This is a genomic window from Sphingomonas panacis (assembly GCF_001717955.1).
Taxonomy (GTDB): domain Bacteria; phylum Pseudomonadota; class Alphaproteobacteria; order Sphingomonadales; family Sphingomonadaceae; genus Sphingomonas; species Sphingomonas panacis.
Genome location: NZ_CP014168.1, coordinates 1,317,392 through 1,342,663, shown reverse-complemented (window position 1 = coordinate 1,342,663; position 25,272 = coordinate 1,317,392). Strand labels below are relative to the sequence as shown.

Genomic DNA, 25,272 nt, shown 5'->3' with positions numbered 1-25,272 from the left:
GCGACAAATATGCGGGGGGCCAACCCAAATAGGGAACCGGTGTCACAAGGTGGGCCGAAGCGGTGATTCAGAGCCGCAGTTCGACCTGTGCGAGCAATCCGCCATCGGGATGGTTGCGCATCCGCGCGGTGCCGCCGTGGAGCTGGACGACGGCGCGGACGCTGGCGAGCCCCAGTCCGATCCCGCCGGTCTCCTTGTTGCGCGAGTGTTCGCTGCGGAAGAACGGGTCGAACACGCGGTCGAGATCGGCGTCGGGCAAGCCCGGCCCGTGGTCGCGCACGGCGATGATCGCCACGTCGCGATCGCGCGCGATCGAAACCTCGGCGTCACCCGCGTAGCGCAGCGCGTTGGTCAGCAGATTGTCGAGCACCGCGCGCAGCGCGACCGGATCGCCCTCGACGACGACCGGGTCGCCCGGCAGCAGCAGCACCTGCGCACCACGGTCGAGCAGGCCATCGACCGCGCTTTCGGCGAGCGCGCGCAGTTCGAGGCGGCGGCGCGTGCTCGGCCCGGTCGCGCCGCGCACATAATCGGTGGTTGCCGCGATCATCGCCTGCATGTCGGCGACATCGCGCTCGACACCGCGCCGAAGCGCCTCGGGCGCGTGTTCGAGCCGAAGCGCGAGCCGCATCAGCGGCGTGCGCAGATCGTGCGCGATCGCGCCGATCATCACGGTGCGATCGTCGACGTAGCGGTTGAGCCGGGTCTGCATCTCGTTCATCGCGCGCGCGGCATGGGCGATCTCGGCCGGCCCATAGACGGCGAGCGGCGCGGTGTGCGGATCGCGGCCGATCCGCTCGGCGGCATTGGCGAACACGGCGACCGGCCGAGTCACCCAGCGCGCGAGCAGCCACGCGAACGGCGCCACCGTGACGAGCGAGGCGAACAGGAACAACAGCAACCGAATCCGCCACGCATCGACGCCGCTGCGCACCGGCGCCACCGCCAGCCAGCGTCCGTCGGGCCGGCGAAACGCCGCGCTGAACTCTCCGACCAGCACCGCATCGCGATTCTCGCCGGCGTCGCGCGGCCGCGCCGCACCCTCGGGCGGCCCGTGGCGGAACATCGGCGGATCGGTGAAGGCGAGCCGCACCGCATCACGCGGCACGCCGAGATCGCGCGCCAGCGCCGCCGCCAGCCACGTCGCGCGGCCGGGCCGGGTCGGCTCGGGCTCGCCGGTCACCTTGAAGTGAAACGCACCCGGCGCGGCCTCCCCGCCATGCAGCGCGGCGGCGACCTGCGCGACCGTGAACAGCGCCGGGCGCGGCAGCGGCACGAATTGCAGCAGCGCGAAATTGGCGAACTGCACCGCGACCACCGCCGCCAGCAGCACCGCCAGCACGCGCGTCAGCATCCCCCAACTCGCGCCGCGCCCCAATGTCATCGGCGCGTGACGGCAGGCACGAACATATAGCCTTCGTTGCGGACGGTGCGGATCATCTCGTCGCCGGGCGCGCGCAACTTGCGGCGCAGGCGGCTGATCTGGACGTCGATCGCGCGGTCGAACGCGTCCGAATCGGGGCCGCGCGCGCCTTCGAGCAATTGCTCGCGCGACAGCACGCGGCGCGGACGCTCGACGAACAGGCGAAGCACCGCGAACTCGCCGTCGGTGAGATCGACGAGGACGCCGTCGGGGTCGGTCAGCTCCCACGCGCTCAGGTCCATCCGCCAGCCCGAGAAGACCAGCGCCGCCTCGCGCGCGCTGGCATCATGGTGCGTGCGCAGCGCGGCGCGGACGGTGGCGAGCACCTCGCGCGCGCTGCACGGCTTGGGCAGATAATGGCTCGCGCCGGTCTCCAGCCCGAGGATTCGGTCGTTCTCGCTGCCGCGCGCGCTGAGCAGGATCACCGGCGGACCGCCCGCGCGCCGCAGCCGCCGGCACGCGGCGATGCCGTCCTCGCCGGGCATCATGATGTCGAGGATGACGAGATCGACCGGCGCGATCCGCATGAGGGAATCGAGCTGGCGCGTGTCCGAAGCCATGCTGACGGTGAAGCCGTGCTCGACGAGGCTCTCCCACAGCAAGGTGCGGATTTCGCGATCGTCATCGACGACGACGATATGCGTTTCGGCCTCGGCCGGCGCGGTGTCGGCGGTCACGGCATCCTCATCGCGCACCGATAGCATCACGCCGCCACCGCGATCAAACGGCGCGCGCGGCGCGGCCGGCAGGCGACGGCGCGCGCCATTTCGGCATGGAGCGTGGACAGCCGGCGATGCGCGTCCGCCGCCGCCTCGCAGGTCGCGTTGATGGCGGCGACCTGTTCCTGCAACGCGCGGCGGCAGAAGTGGCGAAAACTGGGTTCGGACATAAGCAACACCTCCGGGGCGGGTGGTGGTGCCGCGATGTTTCGCCAGAATTTCCGCGTGGCCTGGCTCAGACCGAGAAGCGGTGGATGGTGTCGTCGCGCACGCCGAGCACCTCCGCCATGCGGACGAGATCGGCGAGCGACTGCGCCGCCATCTTGCGCATGACGTTGCCACGGTGGATCTTGACGGTGATCTCCGACAGCTCGAGCCGCGCCGCGACCTGCTTGTTCATCAGCCCGGTGACGACCAGCCCCATCACCTCGCGCTCGCGCGGGGTGAGGCGGGCATAGGCATCGCGCAGCGTGGCATCGCCGGCGGCGGCATCGCGGCGCGCGCGGTCTGCGCTGATCGCGGTCTCGACCGCCGCCAGCATCTGTTCGTCGCTGAACGGCTTGGGGAGGAAATCGATCGCGCCGGCCTTCATCGCGCGCACGCTCATCGGAATGTCGCCGTGCCCGGTGATGAGGATGACCGGCAGAGCGATGCCGCGCGCGGCGAGGCTTTCCTGGAAATCGAGACCGTTCTCGCCGGGCAGGCGCACATCGAGCACCAGACACGCCGCGACCGGCGGCACGCCCGCGGCAAGGAACGCCTGCGTGCTCTCGTACAGCGCCACGTCGAACCCGCTCGATCGCAGCAGGCTGCCGATCGAACCGCGCACTTCGGCATCGTCGTCGATGATGCAGGCACAGCCGGCGGGAACAGTCATGCGGCGATCTCCTCGAACGTGGTGTCGGTCGGCAGGCGGAAGCGGAACGTCGCGCCGCCTTCGATGCGCTCGGCGGCGGTGAGCGTGCCGCGATGCTGCTCGACGATCGCGCGGCAGATCGACAGGCCCATGCCCATCCCGTCCGCCTTGGTGGTGAAGAACGGGCTGAACAGCCGTTCGGGCGCGATGCCGGCGATACCCGGGCCACAATCCTGCACGTCGATCGTCACCGCCGTGCCGTCGCGGTACGCCGCAACGCACAATTGACGGCGCTCGGCGGGTGTGTCGGCCATTGCCTGGCTGGCGTTGAGCATCAGGTTCATCAGCACCTGTTGAAGCTGAACGCGGTCGCCCGCAACCGGCGGCAGATCGCTTTCCACGTCGAGCCGCACCGCCACCGCATGACCATTGAGATCGCGCGCGAGCAGTTCGGCGGTTTCCGCGATCAGCGCGGCGAGGTCGATCGGCTCCTGCTTGGGGTCGCTCTTGCGCGCGAGATCGCGGATGCGCGCGATCACCTCGGCGGCGCGGGTGCCGTTGCTGGCGATATGGTCGAGACAATCGCCGACCTCGACCGCGTCGGGCGCCTCGCGCGCCAGCCAGCGCCGGCCCGATTTGGCATAGGTGATGATCGCCGACAGCGGCTGGTTGACCTCATGCGCGATCGACGCGGCGAGCTGCCCGAGCGTGGTGACGCGCGACATGTGCGCGAGCTCGGCCTGCGACTGGGCGAGCCGCGCCTGCGTGCGATTGCGCTCGGTCACGTCGAGCGCCATCACCAGCACCTGCCGCCAGCCATCATGCTCGGGCGGCAGCGTGATTCGCAGCACGACATCGACCGTATCGCCGGTCTGCGTGCGGAGCTGCACCTCCTCCTCGATCTCGGTCGCGCCCTGCTTGAGCGCGAGGAAGAAGCGCTGGAACATCGCCTGCGACGCGGGCGTGTGGTGGCCGATGATGTTGCGCCCGGCGAGCGCATCGCGCGTGTCGAAGCCGAACAGCCGCGCCGCGGCGAGATTGCCGGTGCGGATGTACGCGGTTTCGGCGGCGCGGCGGACAAGCTCCGCATCGGGCGCGGCGACGTCGCGCAGCATCGCATACGCGGGCGACCAGTCCGATTCCCAGATCGGAAAGCCGACCGCGTTGAAGATCGTGCGGTAGCGCTGGTCCGACTGGCGCCGCGCCGCCATCGCGGTCTGGTGCCGCGCCGACAGGATCGTGGTGATCGCGATCGCGAGCAGGCTCACCCCCAGCCGGATCGCCGGCGAGCCGAGCGGCGCGCCCCAATGGCCGAGCGCATAACCCGCCGCCGCCAGCGCCGCGCAGATCACGCCGGCGGCGATCACCGGCGCGCGCTCGCCTCCGCGCGCGGCGAGCAACACCACCGTCGTATAGAGCACGGCGACCGCGCCTTGCAGCGGGCTGAGCGCGTCGAGCGCGAAGATGCCGAGCGCGAGCGACAGCGCCACCGCCACCCGCAACCGCCCCGCCAGCCGTCTCGCCTTGGCATCGCCACGCATCATCGCCTCCCGCCCGTTTGCCCGCACCGCCCCCGTACGCGGGAAACGGGGTCGAGACGCACCCCAAACCTGCGTATGGTAGCGCTCGCGGCGGTGTTCGCCAATATTCGCCGCAGACGGACCGGCGCTGCGCCGGCGTCCACCCGATGGAGGACAATATGGCTTATGTGACCACCGCAGACGGCACCGAAATCTTCTACAAGGATTGGGGTCCGAAAGACGCCCAGCCGATCGTGTTCCACCACGGCTGGCCGCTGTCGTCGGACGATTGGGACACGCAGATGCTGTTCTTCCTCGGCCACGGCTACCGCGTCGTCGCGAGCGATCGGCGCGGGCATGGCCGCTCGTCGCAGACCAGCATCGGCCACGACATGGACCATTATGCCGCCGACGCCTCAGCCGTCGCCGAGCATCTCGACCTCAAGAACGCGGTCCATATCGGCCATTCGACCGGCGGCGGCGAAGTCGCACGCTATGTCGCGCAGTTCGGCCAGCCGCAGGGCCGCGTTGCCAAGGCGGTGCTGGTGAGTTCCGTGCCGCCGCTGATGGTGCAAACCGACGCCAACCCGGGCGGCACGCCGATCGCGGTGTTCGACAGTTTCCGCGCGGCGCTCGCCGCCAACCGCGCGCAATTCTTCCTCGATGTCGCCTCTGGGCCGTTCTACGGCTTCAACCGCGATGGCGCTGCGGTGTCCGAAGGCGTGATTCGCAACTGGTGGCGCCAGAGCATGGTCGGCAGCGCGCTCGCGCATTACGAGGGCATCAAGGCGTTCTCGGAAACCGACCAGACCGAGGATCTCAAGGCGATCACCGTGCCGGTGCTGGTGCTCCAGGGCGATGATGACCAGATCGTGCCCTATAAGGACGCGTCGCTGCTCCAGGCCAAGCTGCTGGCGAACGCCGAGCTCAAAATCTATCCGGGCTTCCCCCACGGCATGCTGACGACGCACGCCGAGGTTCTGAACGCCGATCTGCTGGCGTTCGTCCAGAAGTGAGCAAGCGGGGCGGCGGGGTGCCTGCCCCGCCGCCCTTATTCGAGATCGTTCTCGCTGATGACGATCACGTTCGAGGCGTTGCCCCGCGCCAGCGCGACCAGTCCGGCCTCTGCGATCGTATCGCTGAAGCGGTTGAACATATCGATCGCGTCATCCTCGGGCGCGTCGCCGCTCAGCGCTTCGAGCACGGCGTACTGGACCACGAATTCATATTCGTCACCGTCAACCTCGGCGGTGAATTCGACGACATGGTCCTCCACATTGTCGAGCGCACTCGCCAGATCGATCTCCATCTTGTCGGCAGCCATGTAATCTCCTTCGGTTCTTGTCCTCCCGACGCATCGGAGAAGCAAACGCGCCCGTCAACGCCGCGCGTGAAGCCGCGTTCCTTAAAACCCGGACAAAAGCCGCTTCGGGTCAGCGCGAGGCGCGGGGTTTGCCGCGCGCGGTGCCGATCTGCCACGCGTCGAAGTTGAACAGCGGCTCGCCCGGTTTGCCGTGGAACACGAGGAAGACATCATGGACGCCGCGCGTGCGGGCGAGCGGCGTCGTTTCGGTGCGCCACGTCTCCGGCCCGCCGGTCGCCGGCACCGCCAGCGTCGCGACGCGCGGGCCGGTCAGGCTGTCGAGGCGAAGGTCGATCGCGCCGCCGCCGGTGGCCGCCGCGATCGTGGCGTCGAAGCTCTTGCCAGCGCCGGTGCCGAAATCGACCCCGCGCACGATGATGTAGCCGCCGTCGAGCACATGCGTCACGTACATCCCCGCAGCGCCCTTCGCCGTCCGCACGCCCGGCGCCCAGTTGTGCGCGCCGCTCGCCGACGTGTCCGAGGCCGAAGTCCAGGCGATCGTCTCGGCTTCGACGCGGCGGAACGGATCGATCGTGCCGAGCTGTTTCACACCGACCGTATCCCACCACGGCTGCATCGGGATCGTGCCGTCCTTATTGTAGTGGAATTCGGTGACCGTCACCGAACGGCGCTCGCGATGCTCGCGCGTCTGCGCGTCGTTGAAGCGATAGTTGAAGCCGAAGACGTAGCTGTGGCCTTTATAGTCGATGATGCCCGGATGGTTGCCCGACGATCGCTTGTCGTGGTCCATGATCGAACCCTTGTACTGCCACGGCCCGGTCGCATGGTCGCTCATCGCGTAGCCGATGCCCTCGGGGCAGCAGGTCGAGGCGAACGCCATGTAATAATGGCCGGCGCGCCGGTAGAACCACGGCCCTTCCTGATAGTCGGTCAGGCGCGGCATCTTCACGATCGGCCCCGCGGTGGAGATCATGTCGGGGTTGAGCTTGACCCGCCACAGATCGGGGTTGCCCCAGTAGAGATAGGCCTGACCGTCGCCGTCGATCGCCACGGTGGGATCGATATTGTCGCGGGCGGGCGCGATCAGCGGATGGCCGAGCGCATCCTTGAACGGCCCGTAGGGCGTGTCCGCCACCGCCACCGCGAGGACGTTCTTGGGCGATCCCGCCACGCTGATCGGCACGTACATGTAGAATTTGCCACCGCGTTCGATCACCTGCGGCGCCCACGCGTCATTGTCCTGCCGCGCCCACGGGAAGGTCTTGAGCGAGGCGACCGCGCCGTGGTCGGTCCAGTTGACCATGTCGGTCGAGGTATACAGCCGCCAGTCGCGCATCACGAAGTTGCGCGCCTCCTCCTCGTCATGGCTGGTGTAGAGATAGACCGTGCCATTGTGAACGAGCGGCGCCGGATCGGCGGTGAACAGCGTCTGGATGATCGGATTGTCGGCGCTGACCGGCGCGGGAAACAGCGCGGTTGCCAGCAGCGCGCACAGCCCGGTGAGCATGGATCGGATTCGCAAGGTCTTGTCCCCCGGTTCTTTCGAAAGATCAGTTGAAGCGCACGCTCGCGGCGCGGCCGTCATAGTCGATCGCGCGGGAAGCCGCGCCCGCGCCGGCCAGCACGATGTTGAGCCGGCGTTTCGCGACGAGACTGGGGAACGCGCCCTTGCGCGCGCCGACGCTCAGCGTGCGGGCTTTATCGTTCCAAACCAGATCATAGGTGGCGAACTTGCCCTTCTCGTAATCATAGGTCTCGTTATCGTCTTCATAGACGGTGAATGTGGCGTCGGCGCCGGGATAGACGCGGACCTGATAGGGTGCGTCCGGGCTTTGCGTGGCATATTGCACGTCCGGCCCCATCGGCACGATCGAGCCCGCCCGCACGTACAGCGGAACCACGTCGAGCGGCGCGTCGCGCGTCACGCGCTGGCCGCCGTCGAAGCGCTGGTTGGTCCAGAAATCATACCAGCCGGCACTCTTGGGCAAATAGGTCTCGACCGCGGTGTTGAGCTTCCCCGCCGCGGGCAGCGCCTGCCGCTCGCTCGGCAGACGCCAGCCGAAGCGCAGGCTGCGATTGCCGTCGGCCTGGAAATACTCGATCGCGACCTTGACGACCTGGCCCTTGCGGAAGGTCTGTTCGGTGCTCTTGTAGCGCGACGCGCCCTTCTGCCAGCTTTCGATCGCCGGCTTGCCGTCGAGCGTCAGGCGGAAGCCGTCATTGCCCTCCAGCCCGAGTTCATAGGTTCCGTCCTCGGGCGCGGTGAGCGTACCCTGCCAGCGCGCCGAGAAATTGCTGAGGCTGGTGAGACCGCCGGGAATGTCGGCGAAGGGCGGGTCGGGCCAGTTATGGTCGATCTTGGTATCGACGAATTTGCCCTTGGGCGTCTGGAAAGCGTCGCCTTCGAAATATTGCCCGGCCAGCCCCGGCTGACCATCCGGCGTGCGCAGATACTCCGCCGGCACGGTGACGGGCGGCGGCGGCACGATATGGTACATCGCGCGCGTCACCGGATGGACCAGCAGCGACGGGCCGAACATGAAGCTGTCGTCGATCGTGTCGGTGGCGCGATCGTCGGGGAAATCCATCATCAGCGGCCGCATCAGCGTGTAGCCGGCGGAGGTGACCTTCCAGCTCAGCGGATAGATATAGGGCAGCAGGCGATAGCGAAGCTGTGTGCTCTTGAGCAGCGAGTCGTACACCTGCGGGTCGAGCGTCTTGAAGCGGTACGGCTCGCGTTCGACATCGGTGCCGTGGATTCGCATCAGCGGATTGAATGCGGAGAATTGCAGCCAGCGCGCATACAGTTCGCGCCACGCCGGGTTCTGCGCGCCGCCGATGAACTCGGACACGAAGAACCCGCCGGTGTCGTTGGTCCAATACGGATTGCCGGTGACGGTGACGTCGACGCCGCCGGCGATCTGCTGCTTGAACGTCTTCCAGCTCGCATAGATGTCGCCGCTCCACGATGCTGCGGCGGTACGCTGCGCGCCGGCCCAAGCCGATCGGGTGAGCGTGAAGACGCGTTTGTTGCTGGTCGCACGCTCGCCATCATAAGTGCCCTGCGTCGTCAGCAGCGAATAGGGGCTGAGATAGCGCGTGAAGTCGCCGAGCGCGTTCGATCCCAGCGCCTTGGTGTCGCGAACGTTGTCGGCGGCGTTCCACATCGCGCTGCTGACCTCGACCTCGGTGCCGTCCATCCACAGCGCATCGACGCCCTTGTCGAGCAGCCCGGTCTTGATCGCGTTGAAATAGATCTGCCGGCCGAGCTTGCTGTACGCATCGTAGACGCGCGCGTGCTTGGAGATCCAGTGGAGCGGCGCGAAGCGGAGATGATGCGCGTCGAGGTCGTGCGCGAGCGCGGTGTCGTTGCCGACCGACGGCCAGATCGACACCATCAGCTTGAGGTTCATGTCGTGGAGTTGCCGGCTCATCCCGGCGGGATCGGGGTAGCGGGTCTTGTCCCACGCCATCCCGCTCCAGCTTCCGTCCTTGTCGGACCCCCAATATTGCCAGTCCTGCACGATGTAATCGAGCGGGAAGCGCTCGCGGCGAAACGTCTGCGCGACGTCGATCAGCTCGGCCTGGGTCTTGTAGCGCTCCTTGCTCATGAACAGCCCGAACGCCTGTTTGGGGAACATCGGCGCGGCGCCGGTCAGCCGGCGATAGGCGCCGACCACGTCGTCGGGCGTGTCGCCGCCCATGAAATAATAATCGACCCCGCCCGGCGCGCTTTCCGCCCACAGCGACGCGCCCTGCGCATCGTCCTTGAAGCGCATCTGCGAATAGGTGTCCCACATCACGCCGTAGCGGCGCGACGACATCATCACCGGGATGATGATGCCCATGTTGGTCTGGACGAGCAGCAGATCCTTGCCGCGCCGGTTGCTGGTGTCGTCGGCGGTGAAGCCGAAGCCGTAGAGCGCCTCGTCGGGGCGCAGCGCGAAGGTGTTGGTCGCCTCGTAGCTCGGCTTGCCGGAGATCGTGACGGGTTTGAGCGTCTGCGGCGTGTCGGCCTTCTCCTCGGTGTAGAGCTTGCCCGCGCCGTCGAGGAAGCGCAGCGCGCCGGTCGCCTTGCTGATCTCGATCCGCAGCTTCGCGCCGAGAATCGTGAGCGTGGTCGGCGTTTCGCTCAGCGTGAAAGGCACGGCGGCGGGCTTTTCGGTGACGACGATGCTCGGCGCGGTCCAATAATTGGCGCCCAGATTGGCGTTCACCCGCACCGTATCCGGGCCGTAGAAGATCACGTTCTTGGTGACGCCACCGACGCGCACCTGCACGCCGTCGCGAAGCCGAACATAGGCGAAGGTCGCCGCCGACGGCTGCGGTAGCGCAACCATATGGCCATTGCCGTCGAGCCCGGTCGCGCTCTGCGCAAGTGCCGGAGACGCGATCGCCGAGGCGCACAGCATCAAAAGGGCCGAACCGCGTCTCGCCACCTGCATCTCCCGGAAGGTCTTCGTAAACGTTTTCTCCCCAAGGTCTTATCGGGGGGCCTCGACCTGTCAAGGTGCGGCGGCATATCCGGCGGTAGCGATCCCATCGGCGTTGCCTCGCAAGCCGCCTTCCCGTACCTCAGGCTGGTTTCCGCAATCAGGTGCGCCACGCACCAGCGACAATCCCAAGGAGGGGTCAGCATGATCGAAACCGGCCAGAGCCCATGCGGCCACCATTCGCGCCGCGATTTCCTCGCCACCGCCGGCGCGGGCGCGCTCGTCACCGGCATGGCCGGGGCGATGCCAGCGCAGGCCGCCACGCCGCAGCCCGGCGCGGGCCAGCCGGCGGCGGCGCTCAAGCCGTTCGACATGGCCGACGTGGCTTTGGCGGACGGCCCGTTCCTGCATGCCCAGCGCATGACCGAAGCCTATCTGATGCGATTGCAGCCCGACCGGATGCTGCACAATTTCCGCGTCAACGCGGGCCTCAAGCCCAAGGCGCCGGTCTATGGCGGGTGGGAATCCGAGCCGACCTGGGAGGAGATCAACTGCCACGGCCACACGCTCGGCCATTATCTGTCGGCCTGCGCGCTCGCCTATCGCTCCACCAAGGACGCGCGCTACAAACAGCGGATCGACTATATCGCGGGCGAACTCGCCGCGTGCCAGCGGGCGGCGGGGTCTGGGCTGGTCTGCGCCTTCCCCAAGGGCGCGGCGCTGGTCGCGGCACACCTGCGCGGCGACAAGATCACCGGCGTCCCCTGGTACACGCTCCACAAGGTCTATGCGGGCCTGCGCGACGGCGCGCTGCTGGCGGACAGCGCACCGTCGCGCGCGGTGCTGGTGCGGCTGGCGGACTGGGGCGTGGTGGCGACCAAGCCGCTGACCGACGCCGAGTTCGAGACGATGCTCGATACCGAACATGGCGGCATGAACGAAATCTACGCCGATCTCTTCTTCATGACCGGCAATGCCGAGTATCGCACGCTCGCCGAGCGGTTCTCGCACAAGGCGATCCTCGCACCGCTGGCGCGCGGGCGCGACCATCTCGACGGGCTCCACGCCAACACGCAGGTGCCCAAGATCGTCGGCTTCCAGCGCGTCTACGAGATGACCGGCGACGCGACATACCGTGACGCGGCGGCGTTCTTCTGGCGCACCGTCGCGAAGACGCGCTCGTTCGCGAGCGGCGGGCACGGCGACGAGGAGCATTTCTTCCCGATGGCCGATTTCGACAGCCACGTCTTTTCCGCCAAGGGATCGGAGACGTGCTGCCAGCACAACATGCTCAAGCTCACGCGCGCGCTGTTCCTCCACGATCCGCGCGCGGACTATGCCGATTATTACGAGCGCACGCTCTACAACGGCATCCTCGCCTCGCAGGACCCCGATTCGGGCATGGCGACCTATTTCCAGGGCGCGCGGCCGGGATATATGAAGCTGTATCACACCCCCGAGGACAGCTTCTGGTGCTGCACCGGCACCGGCATGGAAAACCACGTCAAATATCGCGATTCGATCTACTTCCACGCTGATTCGGCGCTCTACGTGAACCTGTTCGTGCCCTCCTCGGTGGCGTGGAAGGAGAAGGGGGCGGTGCTGACCCAGACCACGACCTTCCCCGACACGCCCACCACCACATTGCGCTGGGCGCTGAAGCGCCCGACCGAGGTGACGCTGAAGCTGCGCCATCCCGGCTGGAGCCGCACCGCGACCGTGCTGGTCAACGGCACGGAGGCGGTGCGCTCGACCGTTCCGGGCAGCTATATCGACCTCGCGCGCACGTGGAACGACGGCGACCGCGTGGAATTGCGGCTGGTGATGGAGCCCGCCGTCGAAAGCGCGCCCGCCGCCCCCGATATCGTCGCCTTCACCTACGGCCCGCTGGTGCTTGCCGGCGCGCTCGGGCGGGACGGCCTGGCGCCGGGCGCGGACATCATCGTCAGCGAACGCAAATACGGCGGCTACAACGACTCACCCTTCACCGCGCCGACGCTCGCTGGCGATCCGAGGCTGCTCGCGCGGGCGATCCGCCCCGGCGACGGGCCGCTCACCTTCACGATCGCCTCCGCCGAGGGTAAGCCCGTCCGGCTGATCCCGTACCACCGCGTCGCGCACGAGCGCTATGCCACCTATTGGCGGGTGAAGCCGGCGGTCGCATGAACCCGTGGCGGCCCGTTCGGCGTTTCAGCCGGTGACTGCGGGGCGGGCCGCCCGAGATCTGGAGCATGCTGCATGAGTACCGATGACCTGATGATCGACACGCCCGACGGGCCGATGACCTTCGCCGAGTGGAAGAAGAAGCATCCGGTGCAAATCCCCTCGCGCCGCACCAAGGGCAAGGATCTGCCGGTCAAGGTGAAGCGCTTCACCGAACGGTGACAGGCTCGCGGTAACGCTGTGGATGCGATGGCCGTCGCATCGACGGCCAGGTCTTCCGATGCGACGGAAAACGCTGGAGCGGGCGAAGGGATTCGAACCCTCGACCCCAACCTTGGCAAGGTTGTGCTCTACCCCTGAGCTACGCCCGCTCTGGCGACTGCCTTCCGATGTGAACCGGAAGGCGGGTGAGGCGCGGCTGATACCGATGGGTGGGCAGGCTGGCAAGCCCCTTCTTCACGCTTTTCGCATTCCGTGTGAAAAGCCTTGGCTTGAGCGCCCGAGCGCCCACATAAGGCCCGACCCGACTTTCAGACCCCGACCTTCAAAGATTGGAGCGCATTTTGGCTACCCTGGGAATGAGCGCCGCCGAACGCGAGGCCGTCGAGAGCTTCCGCCGCGACGTGGTCGAGCCGTCGATGACCAAGCTCGTCATCATCGATTTCTGGGCGGAATGGTGCGGCCCGTGCAAGGCGCTGACGCCGATCCTCGAGAAGGTCTCGGCTGCCTATGCCGACAAGGGCGTGGTGCTCGCCAAGGTCGATACCGACAAGAACCAGTTCATCGCCGGGCAATTCCAGATCAAGTCGATCCCGACCGTCTATGCGATGTTCCAGGGCCAGCTCGTCGCCGATCTGACCAGCGCGCGCACCGAATCGCAGCTCCGCGCGATGCTCGACCAGATCCTCAAGCAATTGCCGATCGAAAGCGAGGAGGCCTCGCTCGATGCCGAGATCGAGCCGCTGCTCGCGATGGGCGAGCAGGTGCTCGCCGAGGGCGATGCCGAGCGCGCGGTCAGCATCTTCGCGCAGATCGTCGAGATGGCGCCCGAACATCCCGGCGCGCTCGCCGGCCATATCCGCGCCTTGGTCGCCGCACACCGCGTCGACGAGGCCGATGCCGCGATCGCGGCCTTGCCCGAGGCGATCGCCAAATCGCCCGAGATCGAGCGCGCCAAGGCCGCGCTGACGCTCGCGCGCGACGCGAAGCCGGTCGACGATCTCGCCGCGCTCGCCGCCGAGGTCGCCGCCAACCCGCACGACATGGACAAGCGCTTCGAACTCGCCGGCGGCCAGATGGCGGCGGGCGACCGCGAAGCCGCCGCCGCCACGCTGCTCGCGATGATCGCCGAGGACAAGGCGTGGAACGACGCCGCCGCGCGCACCCAGTTGCTCAAGCTGTTCGAAGTCGTCGGTCTCGAAGACCCGTGGGTGTCGGCACAGCGCCGCAAGCTTTCCGCGATCCTGTTCGGATGAGCGATCGGCGCGGGAGCGATGCGGTGAAGACCGCGCGCCTGTCGATCTTCCCGCTACCGGGGGCGTTGCTGTTCCCGCGCATGCATCTGCCGCTGCACATCTTCGAGCCGCGCTACCGCGCGATGGTGTCCGACGCGATGGCACGTGACCGGCGGATCGGCATGATCCAGCCGCGCCCGAGGGATACCGGCGCCGACAAGGCCGGCCGCAAGGACGGGCCGCCGCTGTTCGAGATCGGCTGCGTCGGCAAGATCGGCGAGTTCGAGGCGAGCGAGGACGGGCGCTACAATCTGGTGCTCGAAGGCGTCGCTTTGTTCCGCGTCGTGCGCGAACTCGACGTGACGACGCCGTTCCGCCAGATCGAGGCAGAGCTGCTGCCGCTCGCGGAGGAGCCCGAGATGCTCTCGCTATCGCGCCGCTCGCTGCTCGAAACCGAATCGCGCGCCTTCGCCGATGCGCAGGGCTATGCGGTCGATTGGGATGCGGTGACCCGGCTCGACGACGAGGCGCTCGTCAACGGCATCGCCCAGATCGCGCCGTTCGACGTGGCGGCGAAACAGGCTTTGCTCGAATCGCCCGACATCGAGGACCGCGCCGAGCTCATCATCCAGCTCATGCAATTCTTCGGCCGCCACGACGGCGAGGATTCGGTGACGCTGCAATAGCGGCGCGCCGGACATTCCGTTCGTCCTGAGCAACCGCTGAGTAGCCCGCGGGGCGTATCGCGGTGTATCGAAGGACGCACCCGTGCGTCGATACGATGAGCAGGTCGGATCATCCCCCGGATGATCCTGAACATGCCGGGGGCATGTTCACCTGCTCATTTCGATACGGGCCTCCGGCCCTACTCAACCACTACTCAGCGCGAACGGGTGAAGCGACCGCCGGCACTGCCGCTGGGGCGGGTCTTGGGGCCGCCGCCGGCTGCACCACCGGCGGCGCGGCGATCGTGCCCGCCGCCTGCCCCGCCATCGCCGCCGATTCGAGAATGTCGAGCGCATGGCGCGAGTCGATGTAGCGTCGTGCCGCGTCGGTCCAGCGGCCCGCATCGGCCGCGCCGGGCAGCCGCGCGACCTCGCCCAGCGCCGCCTCGATCCGCCCGCCCTCGACGAGCCGGCGCGCGCGCGCGAGCCGGTCGGCAGGGAGCGGCGACGGCGTGCCGGCGCGGTGGAGCGAGATCAGCCCGGTCAGTTCGCGCCGGAAGCTCGCGACCAGCCCGCCGCGAAACCCGCCGGTCACCAGATCGGGGCCGATCGCATCGAGGCCGCCGCGCAGATCGTCGAGCGTCACCGGCTCGCGTGCCGCCTGAACGATCGTCGCGACCGCGCCAGGCTGGCTCGCGCCGAAGCGGTAGCGCAGCCGTTCCTCGAGATAGCCGAGCCCCACCCCGCGATCGAGCGCGCGCCGCGCCGCGAAGGCGATCAGCATCCCCTCGGCGCGCGTGGCATTGCTGGCGGCGGCCTGCGCATCGGCACCCACGCCGGCGGTGCGCTCCTCCAGCGTGTCGAGCTGCGCGGCGAGCGCCGCCTCGCGCGAGGAGAGCGCGTCGAGATCGATCGTCGCGCCTTGCGCGCCACCCTTGGCGGGAACGATCACGACCGGCGATTGCGATCCGCCCGAATCATTGCTCATCGGCAGCGTCAGCGTGGTGGTCTTCGGCGCGGGGCCGAGCCCAAACACGCGGAACAGCGCGAACGCACCGGCGGCGCCGATCAGAACCAGAAATATCGCGAGGAGCGTGATCGTTCGCCAGCCCGCGCGTCGGGCGGGAACCGGGGTCGGCGGCGCTTGATCCATGCCACCTTATTCCCGCCCAACGCCAGCCGGTCAACGCCCAAGCGCATCGATCGCAGCGAACAGCGCAGCATCGCTTGGGCTCGGCGCGACGGCGACCGCCCGCCAGCCCGGTCCGGCGGTGGCGGCGATGGCCGCGCTGAACGCGCCGATCGTTACGCGCCCGCGCGGCACCTCCGCCGAATCGAGCAGCGCACCGAGGCGCGCCGCCGCACGCGCCGAATGGAGCAGCGCGACGCTGCCGGCCAGTCCGGCCAGATCGGCGGGCGCGACGGCACGCGGTTCGCTCGCATAGACCGCGATGGCGCGCGTGACGCCGCCGACCGGGGTCCGCTCGCGACCACCGAGGTGTAACGCGCGCGCGATGCCGTGTTCGGCGAGCAAGGTCGCGAGCGCGGTCGCATCGCTGTTCCCGGTCGCCAAGACCGTCAGCCCGGCGGCGCGCGCGGCGGCGGCGGTCTGCTCGCCCACCGCGATCACCGGCAGCGCGGCGAGGCCGCTGAGCGCCGCGCCGGCCGCGCGCACGCTATTGGCGCTGGTCAGCACCAGCGCATCGTGATCGCGCGGATCGGGCACCGCCCAGTCGAGCGGCACCACCGCGAACAGCGGCAGCCGCAGCACCGCATATCCCGCCGCCGTCGCGCGTGCCGCCGTCGCCGCATTGCCCGGCTCGGGGCGCAGCACGGCGAGCGTTTCGCTCATCCCGCGAACAGCCGGCGGACCGATTCCGGCGCGCGATCGAGCAGATCGTCCGCCAACGCCTCGGCCAGCGCCGCGCCGGGTTCGCCGCGAATCGCCCCGGTGACATGCGCGCTGCCATCCTCGGCGAGCAGTTCGGCGACGATGTGCATCACCCCGCCCTCGATCGTCGCCAGCGCCGCGACCGGCGAATGGCAATCCGCCACCAGCCGCGCGAGCAACGCGCGCTCGGCGCCGACGCACGCCTGCGTGACGCCGTCGCCGATCGCCTCGACCAGCGCGCCCGCCGAATCATCGTCGGCGCGCACCTCGATGCCGACCGCACCCTGCGCGGGTGCCGGCAGCAGCACCGCGGTATCGATCGCCACGCCGACATCGTCGCGCCCGAGCCGCTCCAGCCCCGCCGCCGCGAGCAGCGTCGCATCCGCCTCCCCCGCCGCGAGCTTCGCCAGCCGCGTGGCGACGTTGCCGCGAAACAGGATCGTCGTCACATCGGGGCGAAGCCGCTTCACCTGCGCGGCGCGGCGCGGGCTGCTGGTGCCGAGCACCGCGCCGTGGCGCAGCGCGGCGATGCTGTCGGCGCCGACCAGCCGATCGCGCACGTCGGCGCGCGGCAGCAGCGCGGCGATTCGGATCGCCTCCGGGCGAATCGTCTCGACATCCTTCATCGAATGCACGGCGCAATCGATCTCGCCGCCGAGCAGCGCGCGATCGAGTTCCTTGGTCCACAGCGCCTTGCCGCCGATCTCGGCGAGCGCGCGATCCTGCACGCGATCTCCCGTGGTGCGGATCACGACGATCTCGATGCGGCTTTCGGGCCAGCCATGCGTGGCGCACAGCGCATCGCGCACCATATTGGCCTGTACGAGCGCGAGCGGTGAACCGCGGGTTCCGATACGAAAGACTGACGGCACGTCCACTCCGTTCGGGCTGAGCCTATCGAAGCCCGTTTCTGCAACGCCCGTAAGGGACTTTACCGCCCTTCGACAAGCGTGCGACGAAGCGTTAGGGACGAACGGATCATGACCAAGCTCATCCTCGGCCTCGAATCGAGTTGCGACGAGACCGCCGCCGCGATCGTCACCTCGGATCGTCGCGTGCTGTCGCACCGGCTCGCCGGGCAGGAGGCCGCGCACCGGCCCTATGGCGGCGTTGTCCCCGAAATCGCCGCGCGCGCGCATGTCGAGGCGCTGATCCCGCTGGTCGAAGGCGCGCTCGCCGATGCCGGTGTCACCCTCGCCGATGTCGATGCGGTCGCGGCGACGGCCGGGCCGGGGCTGATCGGCGGGGTGATGGTCGGGCTCGTCACCGGCAAGGCGCTGGCGCATGCGGCGGGCAAGCCTTTGGTCGCGGTCAACCATCTCGAAGGCCATGCGCTCTCACCGCGTCTCGCCGATCCCGATCTCGATTTTCCCTATCTGCTGCTGCTCGTCTCGGGCGGGCATTGCCAGTTGCTGCTGGTCGAAGGCGTCGCGCGCTACCGCCGGCTCGCCACCACGATCGACGATGCGGCGGGTGAAGCCTTTGACAAGACAGCTAAAATTCTCGGACTCGGCTTCCCCGGCGGCCCAGCGGTCGAACGCGCCGCCGCGCTCGGCAACCCCAAGGCGGTGCCGCTGCCGCGCCCATTGAAGGGATCTGCGGAGCCGCATTTCTCGTTCGCCGGCCTCAAGAGCGCGGTGGTGCGCGCGCATGCGGCGGGCACATGGTCGCCTGAGGATCTCGCCGCCTCGTTCCAGGCGGCGGTGGTCGATTGCCTGATCGATCGCACCGCCCGCGCGCTCCACCGCGCCGAGGACGCCACCGCACTCGTCGTCGCGGGCGGGGTCGCCGCCAATGGTGCGGTACGCGCGAGTTTGCTGAAGTTAGCGAACGACAACGCGCTCCGCTTCGTCGCGCCGCCGTTGTGGCTCTGCACCGACAATGCCGCGATGATCGCCTGGGCCGGCGCGGAACGCTTCGCCGCCGGCCTCACCGATCCGCTCGACATGCCAGCCCGCCCGCGCTGGCCGCTCGATCCATCGGCAGAGGCGGTGCGCGGCGCGGGGGTGAAGGCGTGAACATCGGTATTCTCGGTGGCGGCGCATGGGGCACCGCGCTCGCGCAGGTGATGGCGGCGGGCGGGCACACCGTCCGACTGTGGGCGCGCGAGCCCGAGGTTGTCGCGGCGATCAACGACACCCATGCCAACCCGCTGTTCCTGCCCGGCGTCGAACTCTCCCCCGCGATTCGCGCGAGCGATGATCTGGCGGCGGCGGCCGAAACCGACCTGATCCTCGTCGTCACCCCCGCGCAGCATGCCCGCGCGGTGCTGCGCGACCTGCCCAGGCACGGCCAGCCGCTGCTACTCTGCTCGAAGGGGATCGAGGCGGGCAGCCACAAATTGCTGAGCGAAGTCGCCGCCGAGGAGCATCCCGCCTCGCCGATCGGCGTTCTCTCCGGCCCCACCTTCGCGGGCGAGGTCGCGCGCGGGCTGCCCACCGCCGTCACGCTGGCGATGGCGGACGCCGATGCCGCCGCGCGCATGGCCGAGGCGCTCGCGCTGCCGACCTTCCGCCCCTATGCCTCGGACGATGTGATCGGCGCGGAGATCGGCGGCGCGGTCAAGAACGTGCTCGCGATCGCCTGCGGCGTGGTCGAGGGCGCGGGGCTCGGCCAGAACGCCCGCGCCGCGCTGATCGCGCGCGGTTTCGCCGAGATGACGCGCTTCGGCCTCGCACGCGGGAGCCGGGCCGAGACGCTCGCCGGGCTATCGGGGCTGGGCGATCTGGTGCTGACCTGTTCGTCGACCAGCAGCCGCAACTTCTCGCTCGGCCTCGGGCTGGGGCAAGGTCGTAAGGCGGCCGAGCTGATGGCCGATCGCCGCACCGTCGCCGAAGGTGCGTTCACCGCCCCGGTGCTGTGCGCGGCAGCGGCGGCGGCTGACGTTGCGATGCCGGTTTCCGAAGCGGTGGCCGCATTGCTGGCGGGCGCCGAGGTCGGCGCGGTGATCGGCACCCTGCTCGCCCGCCCGCTGACGCGCGAACACGCCTGACGCGAGCCAATTTTTCGTTACCCCAGCGCACGCTGGGGTCTTCCGCGAAGACGAGCAGGTCGCGTCTCACCCGGACATGCCAGCGTCCGCTGGCATGACGATCAACGTTCAGAAATCGACCGCGATGCCCTTCAGCGTCCAGTCGCCGTAGCGGGTCGGATCGAGCGTGAGCGGGTCTTTGGTTTCGACCTTGGGCTGGGGTTCGGGCACCGGCGTGGTCTTGGAAAGATGGGCGGGTGGCTTCACATGGGGCGGTCGGCGGCTCATGGAGGCTCCTTTGGTGCGGGACTCCCCAGATCGCGCGCCCAAGCTGAGAGTTCAAGACCCGTGGCCGAATCGTCCCAGTCCAATGCCCCCAAACCCGCCGACCCGCCCGGCGTCCCCGCGCGCCGTGCCGCGCTGAAGCTGCTCGATGCGGTGTTGCGGCAGGGGCTGCCGCTCGAAGCGGCGCTCGGCCGCGCCACGGCGGGAATCGAGCGCGCCGACGACCGTGCGCTCGCCCACGCGATCGCCGCCGAGGTGCTGCGCCGCCTGCCCGATCTCGACGCGCTGATCGATTCGGCGACGCCGCGCGCGCTGCCCGAGGATGCCAAGGCGCGCTTCGTGCTGCGGATCGCGCTCGTCCAGGTGCTGTCGCTCGGCACGCCGGCACATGCCGCGATCGCGACGGTGCTGCCGCTCGTCGATGGCGGGCCGAAAAAGCTCGTCCACGGCGTATTCGGCGCGCTCTCGCGGCGCGGCGACACCCTGCCCGAGATCCCGGCGCTGCCCGATCCGGTCGCGATCCGCTGGCACGCCGCCTGGGGCGACGACATGATCGAGGCGGCCGAACACGCCATCGCCGCGCCGCCCCCGCTCGACCTGACGCTCGCCGACCCCGCGACGACGGCCGAATGGGCCGAGCGACTCGGCGGCACCTCGCTGCTGCCCGGCCATGTCCGGCTCGAATCGGCGCATGTCCCCGAACTGCCCGGCTTCGAAGAGGGCGCGTGGTGGGTTCAGGACATCGCCGCCTCGCTGCCCGCGCGGCTGATCGGCACGGGCAGCGGAACGGCGCTCGACCTGTGCGCCGCGCCCGGCGGCAAGACGATGCAGCTCGCGCACGCCGGCTGGTCGGTGATCGCGGTCGACGCCTCCGAAGCGCGCCTCACCCGGCTGCGCGCCAATATCGCGCGCACCGACACCAAGGCGCGCGTCATCACCGGCGACGTGCTCCACTGGTCGCCGCAGGAAAGCGTCGATGCGGTGCTGCTCGATGCGCCGTGCAGCGCGACGGGCATCTTCCGCCGCCACCCCGACGTGCTCTACCGCACCCGCCCCTCGGTGATCGCGCAGATGGCGGTGACGCAAGCACGATTGCTCACGCGCGCCGCCGGCTGGGTCAAGCCGGGCGGTACGTTGGTGTACGCCACCTGTTCGCTCGAACGCGAGGAAGGCGAGACTCGGATCGAAGCGTTCCTCGCCGAGCATGCCGACTATGCGATCGACCCGGTCCGCGCGGAGGAACTCCCGGCGGGCGTGACGCCGCACGAAAGCGGCTGGCTGCGGCTGTTGCCCGGGCAGGTCTCCCCCGGCGGCAACGACGGCTTCTTCATCGCCCGGCTGCGGCGCGCGCAGTAACCATCGTGGGCGATAGGCGGCTTGCGGGGTTTTGCCCGCGGGCTTAGAGCCTCGACGATGCAAATGCCCGTCCGCATCGCGCCCTCGATCCTGTCCGCAGATTTCGCCAAGCTTGGCGAGGAGGTGCGCGCGATCGACGCCGCCGGCGCCGACTGGATTCACGTCGATGTGATGGACGGGCATTTCGTCCCCAACATCACGATCGGCCCGCAAGTGGTGAAGGCGCTGCGCGCGCACACGACCAAGCCGTTCGACGTGCATCTGATGATCGCGCCGGTCGATGCCTATCTCGACCAGTTCGCCGAGGCCGGCGCCGACACGATCAGCATCCATGTCGAGGCCGGGCCGCACACGCACCGCAGTCTCCAGCACATCCGCAAACTCGGCAAGCGCGCCGGCGTGGTGCTGACCCCGCAGACCCCGGCGAAAGCGCTCGAATATCTGATCGATTCGGTCGATCTGGTGCTGGTGATGAGCGTCAACCCCGGCTTCGGCGGGCAAAGCTTCATCCCGAGCGCGCTACGGAAAATCGCGGCGGTGCGCCAGATGATCGACAAGGGCGGTTACCAGGTGGACCTCGAAGTCGATGGTGGCATCGATGTCGAGACCGCGCGCGACGCGATCAACGCCGGCGCGGATGCGCTCGTCGCCGGCACCGCCACCTTCCGCGGCGGACCGGATCGCTACGCCGAGAATATCCGGGCGCTGAGGGGCGCGTGAACGATCTGCCGTCGCACGACGACGCGAATACCGGCGAACGCGACGACTCGGTCGAGGGCAAGTGGCTGGTCCGCGCCGATGGCGACAAGGGGCTGTCGCTGGCCGATCGCATCAGCGAACATTTCCACCGGCTGACCTGGCGCACGCCGATCCACGGTTTGCGGCTGAAGGGGCGCTATCCGCTCAAATTGCTCGCGGTTCCCGACGATCCGTTTCTCGGCGATGTGAAGCGCGGGAAGGCGCTGCTCGCCGGGCAGATGACCTTCCGGGGCGAGACTCGCGCAATCGAATCGCTCAATCTCCTCAAGCCCGATTTCTCTGCCGATTTCGCCGACTATCTGCATAGCGCGGGCTGGCTGCGCGACCTTTCGACCGTGGCGACTCGCGTGCAGGCGGTGCCGGTCGCGGAGGCGATCCTGCGGCAATGGCTCGCCGCGCACGCCGAAATCGTCAGCGAGCCGGCGTGGCGGCCCGATCTGTGCGCACGGCGAATCCTCGCCTGGTCCGCGCATGCGCCGCTGATCCTGTCCTCGGCCGATCTCGTCTATCGCAGCGCGGTGCTCAACGCCTTCGCGCGGTGTACGCGCCACCTCGATCGCGGCGCCGAGAAGGTCGCGCCCGGTGCGGCGCGAGTCGCGACGCTGTGCGGCGTGGTGGCCGGTGGGATGCTGTTGCCCGGCGGCGATGCGCGCCGAATCGCCAGCGAGGCCGCGCTCGCGCGTGCGCTGGCGGCGTCGCTGTTCGAAGATGGCGGCGTCGTCTCGCGCAGCCCGCAGGCGCAGCTCGATGTCATCATGCTGCTGACCCAGCTTCGCGCGGTGTACGAGGCACGCCGGATCGAACCGCCCGCGCTGATCGCCGATTCGCTCGGCCGGCTCGTGCCGGCGCTGCTCGGCGTCTGCCTCGGTGATGGCGGGCTGTCGAGCTGCCAGGGCGGCGGCCCGGTGCCGGGCGCCGAGATCGCCGACATCCTCGCCGCGACGGGCGTTCGCACCCGCCCGCTGCGTCAGGCGCGCGAATGGGGCTATCAGCGGCTGGCGGCGGCAGGCGCGGTGCTGGTGTTCGATGCCGCGCCGCCGCCGGTCGCGCGACTCGCCAAAGGCGGTTGCGCCTCGACGCTGGCGTTCGAGTTCTCGGACGGTGCGCACCGCATCATCGTCAATTGCGGCGGCGCGCATGCCGGTATCGCGCAACTTCCGACGGAATTGACCGAGGGGCTGCGCACCACCGCAGCGCATTCGACCCTGGTGGTCGGCGACAGCAATTCGACCGCGGTTCACAGCGACGGCACGCTCGGGCGCGGCGTCGGCGAGGTCGAGCTCGCGCGACAGGAGAGCGAGAACGCCAGCCGTGTCGAGGCCAGCCACGATGGCTATGCCCGCCGCTTCGGCTTCATTCACCGCCGCCAACTGATCCTGACCGGCGATGGCCGCGAGCTGCGCGGCGACGACATGCTGCTGCCCGCCAAGAAGCGCGGGCGCGTCTCGGCGAACGGCTTCGTCATCCGCTTCCACCTCGGCGTCGGCATCGAGGTGTCGCCCACCGCCGACGGCATGGCGGCGTTGTTGCGGCTCCCGGGCGGCGTCTTGTGGCAGTTCCGCTGCCGCGGCGGCGCGCTCGCCGTCGAGCCGAGCGTATGGATCGATGGCCAGGGCCGGCCGCAATCGACCGTCCAGCTCGTCGTCACCGGCGACACGCCCGCCGGTGGCACCAGCGTCGGCTGGGTCTTGAAGCGCGCGGGGTAAGCGGGCAGGAGGCGCGCGATCAAACGCTCACCTCCGTTCGTCCCGAGCGAAGTCGAGGGACATGCCCGACGCGGCCCCTCGACGTCGCTCGGGACGAACGGTTCTTGGATTGCATCATGACCCAGATTCCCATCCGCCGCGCTCTCCTGTCCGTCTCCGACAAGACCGGCATCGTCGATCTCGGCAAAGCGCTCGCCAAGGCCGGCGTCGAACTGGTCTCGACCGGCGGCACCGCCAAGGCGCTGCGCGACGCCGGGCTCGACGTGCGCGACATCTCCGATCTCACCGGCTTTCCCGAGATGATGGACGGCCGCGTCAAGACGCTCCACCCCAAGGTTCACGGCGGGCTGCTCGCGGTGCGTGACGATGCCGCGCATGTCGCGTCGATGAAGGAGCATGATATCGGCGCGATCGACCTCGTCGTCGTCAACCTCTATCCGTTCGAGGCGACCGTCGCGAAGGGCGCCGAGCGCGACGAGGTGATCGAGAATATCGACATCGGCGGCCCCTCGATGGTGCGCTCGGCCGCCAAGAATCACGCTTTCGTCGCGATCGTCACCGATCCCGCCGATTACGCGCTGGTCGCTGGCGGCAGCACCACGCTCGAGGATCGCAAGCGCCTCGCCGCCAAGGCCTATGCCGCGACTGCCGCTTATGACTCGGCGATCGCGCAGTGGTTCGCCTTCGCCGATCAGCGCGAGGCGTTCCCGCAGATCCTGCCGGTCGCGCTGACGCTCGGCGACACGCTGCGCTATGGCGAGAATCCGCACCAGTCGGCGGCGTTCTACGCGACGCGCGGGCCGGTCGCCAACGGTGTCGGCCAGGCGCGGCAGGTGCAGGGCAAGGCGCTGTCGTACAACAATTACAACGATGCCGACGCTGCTCTGGAACTGGTCAGCGAGTTCCGCGATGCCGATCCGAGCGTCGTCATCGTCAAGCATGCCAATCCGTGCGGCGTCGCCACCGCCGCGACGATCGAGCAGGCCTATGCCGCCGCATTCGCGTGCGACACCGTCTCGGCGTTCGGCGGCATCATCGCGCTCAACCGCCCGCTCGACGCGGCGACCGCACGCGCGATCACCGGCATCTTCACCGAAGTCGTGATCGCGCCCGACGCCGATGAAGAGGCGATCGCCTTGTTCGCCGCCAAGAAGAACCTCCGCCTGCTCCTCACCGGCGCACTGCCCGATCCCGCACGCGGCGGGCTGATGGCCAAGTCGATCACCGGCGGGTGGCTGGTGCAGGGCCGCGACAATGCCTCGGCGCCGGAGATGAAGGTCGTGACCAAGCGCGCGCCCACCGCGGCCGAACTCGCCGACTGCCGCTTCGCCTGGACGGTCGCCAAGCACGTCAAGTCGAACGCGATCGTCTATGCCAAGGACGGCAGCACGGCGGGGATCGGCGCGGGCCAGATGAACCGGCTCGAATCGGCGCGCATCGCCGCGTGGAAGGCCAAGGACGCCGCCGAGAAGGCCGGCTGGGCACAGCCCCGCACGATCGGCTCGGCGGTCGCATCGGACGCGTTCTTCCCCTTCGCCGACGGCCTGCTCGCGGCGGTGGAAGCCGGCGCGACCGCAGTGATCCAGCCCGGCGGCTCGATCCGCGACGACGAAGTGATCGCCGCCGCCGACGCGGCCGGACTGGCGATGGTGTTCACCGGGGTGCGGCACTTCCGGCATTGATGTTCCCCCGCGAAAGCGGGGGTCCAGAGCCACAAATGCAGCGCTGCTTGGCTCTGGGCTCCCGC

At 69.0% G+C, this 25,272-nt stretch carries 23 protein-coding genes and 1 tRNA gene; 11 read left to right on the top strand and 13 right to left on the bottom strand.

The window, feature by feature from the left end:
* Positions 1-67: 67 nt before the first annotated feature.
* The 5 genes from J0A91_RS06005 to J0A91_RS05985 all read right to left on the bottom strand — a co-directional run bounded on the left by J0A91_RS06005 (position 68) and on the right by J0A91_RS05985 (position 4,539).
* Positions 68-1,354 (bottom strand): ATP-binding protein, encoded by a 1,287-nt coding sequence (locus tag J0A91_RS06005; RefSeq protein WP_240502218.1) that lies wholly within the window; start codon positions 1,352-1,354, stop codon positions 68-70.
* Between the two features lie 26 nt (positions 1,355-1,380).
* Positions 1,381-2,100, bottom strand: a complete 720-nt coding sequence (locus J0A91_RS06000; RefSeq protein ID WP_240502217.1) for a response regulator — start codon at positions 2,098-2,100, stop codon at positions 1,381-1,383.
* A 26-nt stretch (positions 2,101-2,126) separates the two neighbouring features.
* On the bottom strand, positions 2,127-2,312 hold the full coding sequence (locus tag J0A91_RS05995; protein WP_069204148.1) for a hypothetical protein: 186 nt from the start codon (positions 2,310-2,312) through the stop codon (positions 2,127-2,129).
* Positions 2,313-2,377: 65 nt separating this feature from the next.
* Positions 2,378-3,019: a response regulator transcription factor gene (locus J0A91_RS05990; protein WP_069204147.1), complete on the bottom strand. Its 642-nt coding sequence runs from the start codon at positions 3,017-3,019 to the stop codon at positions 2,378-2,380.
* The gene (locus tag J0A91_RS05985) at positions 3,016-4,539 is read right to left on the bottom strand and encodes a sensor histidine kinase (RefSeq protein WP_169833093.1); all 1,524 of its coding nucleotides are present in this window, start codon (positions 4,537-4,539) and stop codon (positions 3,016-3,018) included. Before J0A91_RS05985 ends, J0A91_RS05990 begins: the two co-directional genes overlap by 4 nt.
* Before the next feature lie 158 nt (positions 4,540-4,697).
* Between J0A91_RS05985 and J0A91_RS05980 the strand changes: the two genes are divergently transcribed.
* On the top strand, positions 4,698-5,534 hold the full coding sequence (locus tag J0A91_RS05980; protein ID WP_069204145.1) for an alpha/beta fold hydrolase: 837 nt from the start codon (positions 4,698-4,700) through the stop codon (positions 5,532-5,534).
* A gap of 35 nt (positions 5,535-5,569) precedes the next feature.
* On the opposite strand, the gene J0A91_RS05975 is transcribed toward J0A91_RS05980, so the two are convergent.
* The 3 genes from J0A91_RS05975 to J0A91_RS05965 all read right to left on the bottom strand — a co-directional run bounded on the left by J0A91_RS05975 (position 5,570) and on the right by J0A91_RS05965 (position 10,281).
* On the bottom strand, positions 5,570-5,842 hold the full coding sequence (locus J0A91_RS05975; RefSeq protein ID WP_069204144.1) for a DUF1488 family protein: 273 nt from the start codon (positions 5,840-5,842) through the stop codon (positions 5,570-5,572).
* Between the two features lie 109 nt (positions 5,843-5,951).
* On the bottom strand, positions 5,952-7,364 hold the full coding sequence (locus J0A91_RS05970) for a glycoside hydrolase family 43 protein (RefSeq protein WP_240502216.1): 1,413 nt from the start codon (positions 7,362-7,364) through the stop codon (positions 5,952-5,954).
* A 28-nt stretch (positions 7,365-7,392) separates the two neighbouring features.
* On the bottom strand, positions 7,393-10,281 hold the full coding sequence (locus J0A91_RS05965; protein WP_240502215.1) for a TIM-barrel domain-containing protein: 2,889 nt from the start codon (positions 10,279-10,281) through the stop codon (positions 7,393-7,395).
* Positions 10,282-10,479: 198 nt separating this feature from the next.
* On the opposite strand from J0A91_RS05965, the gene J0A91_RS05960 reads away from it, so the two are divergent.
* Positions 10,480-12,441 (top strand): beta-L-arabinofuranosidase domain-containing protein, encoded by a 1,962-nt coding sequence (locus J0A91_RS05960; RefSeq protein WP_069204142.1) that lies wholly within the window; start codon positions 10,480-10,482, stop codon positions 12,439-12,441.
* Between the two features lie 72 nt (positions 12,442-12,513).
* Positions 12,514-12,660, top strand: coding sequence for a hypothetical protein (locus J0A91_RS05955; protein WP_169833092.1), 147 nt, complete (start codon positions 12,514-12,516; stop codon positions 12,658-12,660).
* Positions 12,661-12,734: 74 nt separating this feature from the next.
* Here J0A91_RS05955 and J0A91_RS05950 read toward each other — a convergent pair.
* Positions 12,735-12,809: transfer RNA gene (locus tag J0A91_RS05950), tRNA-Gly, on the bottom strand.
* 207 nt (positions 12,810-13,016) lie between these two features.
* On the opposite strand from J0A91_RS05950, the gene J0A91_RS05945 reads away from it, so the two are divergent.
* Together J0A91_RS05945 and J0A91_RS05940 are read left to right on the top strand one after the other, a co-directional pair.
* Positions 13,017-13,913, top strand: a complete 897-nt coding sequence (locus J0A91_RS05945) for a tetratricopeptide repeat protein (RefSeq protein ID WP_069204141.1) — start codon at positions 13,017-13,019, stop codon at positions 13,911-13,913.
* 23 nt (positions 13,914-13,936) lie between these two features.
* Complete coding sequence (locus J0A91_RS05940; RefSeq protein WP_150126836.1) at positions 13,937-14,578, top strand: LON peptidase substrate-binding domain-containing protein; 642 nt, start codon at positions 13,937-13,939, stop codon at positions 14,576-14,578.
* A 190-nt stretch (positions 14,579-14,768) separates the two neighbouring features.
* Here the strand turns inward: J0A91_RS05940 and J0A91_RS05935 are convergent, their stop codons facing one another.
* The 3 genes from J0A91_RS05935 to hemC are packed head-to-tail and all read right to left on the bottom strand — an operon-like array spanning position 14,769 to position 17,320.
* Positions 14,769-15,710 carry a hypothetical protein gene (locus J0A91_RS05935; RefSeq protein ID WP_069204139.1) on the bottom strand — a complete coding sequence of 314 codons (942 nt, stop codon included), beginning with the start codon at positions 15,708-15,710 and terminating at the stop codon, positions 14,769-14,771.
* Between the two features lie 30 nt (positions 15,711-15,740).
* Positions 15,741-16,409 carry a uroporphyrinogen-III synthase gene (locus tag J0A91_RS05930; protein ID WP_069204138.1) on the bottom strand — a complete coding sequence of 223 codons (669 nt, stop codon included), beginning with the start codon at positions 16,407-16,409 and terminating at the stop codon, positions 15,741-15,743.
* Positions 16,406-17,320, bottom strand: coding sequence for a hydroxymethylbilane synthase (gene hemC, locus J0A91_RS05925; RefSeq protein WP_420852815.1), 915 nt, complete (start codon positions 17,318-17,320; stop codon positions 16,406-16,408). Before hemC ends, J0A91_RS05930 begins: the two co-directional genes overlap by 4 nt.
* Positions 17,321-17,428: 108 nt before the next feature.
* Here hemC and tsaD point away from each other — a divergent pair, with 108 nt between their 5' ends.
* A complete protein-coding gene (gene tsaD / locus J0A91_RS05920; protein ID WP_069204136.1) occupies positions 17,429-18,466 on the top strand; it encodes a tRNA (adenosine(37)-N6)-threonylcarbamoyltransferase complex transferase subunit TsaD in 1,038 nt (345 codons plus the stop codon).
* Entirely contained in the window at positions 18,463-19,440 is a 978-nt protein-coding gene (locus J0A91_RS05915; RefSeq protein WP_069204135.1) for an NAD(P)H-dependent glycerol-3-phosphate dehydrogenase, read from the top strand. Before tsaD ends, J0A91_RS05915 begins: the two co-directional genes overlap by 4 nt.
* A gap of 108 nt (positions 19,441-19,548) precedes the next feature.
* On the opposite strand, the gene J0A91_RS05910 is transcribed toward J0A91_RS05915, so the two are convergent.
* Positions 19,549-19,707 carry a DUF1674 domain-containing protein gene (locus tag J0A91_RS05910; RefSeq protein ID WP_069204134.1) on the bottom strand — a complete coding sequence of 53 codons (159 nt, stop codon included), beginning with the start codon at positions 19,705-19,707 and terminating at the stop codon, positions 19,549-19,551.
* Here J0A91_RS05910 and J0A91_RS05905 point away from each other — a divergent pair.
* The 4 genes from J0A91_RS05905 (at position 19,687) to purH (ending at position 25,207) form a co-directional block, all read left to right on the top strand.
* Positions 19,687-21,060, top strand: a complete 1,374-nt coding sequence (locus J0A91_RS05905; protein WP_083224524.1) for an RsmB/NOP family class I SAM-dependent RNA methyltransferase — start codon at positions 19,687-19,689, stop codon at positions 21,058-21,060. The two genes, J0A91_RS05910 and J0A91_RS05905, sit on opposite strands and share 21 nt — an antisense overlap.
* 57 nt (positions 21,061-21,117) lie before the next feature.
* A complete protein-coding gene (rpe, locus tag J0A91_RS05900) occupies positions 21,118-21,780 on the top strand; it encodes a ribulose-phosphate 3-epimerase (protein ID WP_069204132.1) in 663 nt (220 codons plus the stop codon).
* Positions 21,777-23,525 (top strand): heparinase II/III family protein, encoded by a 1,749-nt coding sequence (locus J0A91_RS05895; protein WP_069204131.1) that lies wholly within the window; start codon positions 21,777-21,779, stop codon positions 23,523-23,525. The genes rpe and J0A91_RS05895 overlap by 4 nt, the downstream gene beginning before the upstream one ends.
* 116 nt (positions 23,526-23,641) lie before the next feature.
* Positions 23,642-25,207 carry a bifunctional phosphoribosylaminoimidazolecarboxamide formyltransferase/IMP cyclohydrolase gene (gene purH, locus J0A91_RS05890; RefSeq protein ID WP_069204130.1) on the top strand — a complete coding sequence of 522 codons (1,566 nt, stop codon included), beginning with the start codon at positions 23,642-23,644 and terminating at the stop codon, positions 25,205-25,207.
* Positions 25,208-25,272 lie beyond the last annotated feature (65 nt).

Coding starts and splice junctions, on each gene's coding strand:
- J0A91_RS06005 (WP_240502218.1), bottom strand. CDS start 1,354: ATGCTGACGCGCGTGCTGGCGGTGCTGCTGGCGGCGGTGGTCGCGGTG.
- J0A91_RS05995 (WP_069204148.1), bottom strand. CDS start 2,312: ATGTCCGAACCCAGTTTTCGCCACTTCTGCCGCCGCGCGTTGCAGGAA.
- J0A91_RS05990 (WP_069204147.1), bottom strand. CDS start 3,019: ATGACTGTTCCCGCCGGCTGTGCCTGCATCATCGACGACGATGCCGAA.
- J0A91_RS05985 (WP_169833093.1), bottom strand. CDS start 4,539: ATGCGTGGCGATGCCAAGGCGAGACGGCTGGCGGGGCGGTTGCGGGTG.
- J0A91_RS05980 (WP_069204145.1), top strand. CDS start 4,698: ATGGCTTATGTGACCACCGCAGACGGCACCGAAATCTTCTACAAGGAT.
- J0A91_RS05975 (WP_069204144.1), bottom strand. CDS start 5,842: ATGGCTGCCGACAAGATGGAGATCGATCTGGCGAGTGCGCTCGACAAT.
- J0A91_RS05960 (WP_069204142.1), top strand. CDS start 10,480: ATGATCGAAACCGGCCAGAGCCCATGCGGCCACCATTCGCGCCGCGAT.
- J0A91_RS05955 (WP_169833092.1), top strand. CDS start 12,514: ATGAGTACCGATGACCTGATGATCGACACGCCCGACGGGCCGATGACC.
- J0A91_RS05945 (WP_069204141.1), top strand. CDS start 13,017: ATGAGCGCCGCCGAACGCGAGGCCGTCGAGAGCTTCCGCCGCGACGTG.
- J0A91_RS05935 (WP_069204139.1), bottom strand. CDS start 15,710: ATGGATCAAGCGCCGCCGACCCCGGTTCCCGCCCGACGCGCGGGCTGG.
- J0A91_RS05930 (WP_069204138.1), bottom strand. CDS start 16,409: ATGAGCGAAACGCTCGCCGTGCTGCGCCCCGAGCCGGGCAATGCGGCG.
- tsaD (WP_069204136.1), top strand. CDS start 17,429: ATGACCAAGCTCATCCTCGGCCTCGAATCGAGTTGCGACGAGACCGCC.
- J0A91_RS05905 (WP_083224524.1), top strand. CDS start 19,687: ATGGGGCGGTCGGCGGCTCATGGAGGCTCCTTTGGTGCGGGACTCCCC.
- J0A91_RS05910 (WP_069204134.1), bottom strand. CDS start 19,707: ATGAGCCGCCGACCGCCCCATGTGAAGCCACCCGCCCATCTTTCCAAG.
- rpe (WP_069204132.1), top strand. CDS start 21,118: ATGCAAATGCCCGTCCGCATCGCGCCCTCGATCCTGTCCGCAGATTTC.
- purH (WP_069204130.1), top strand. CDS start 23,642: ATGACCCAGATTCCCATCCGCCGCGCTCTCCTGTCCGTCTCCGACAAG.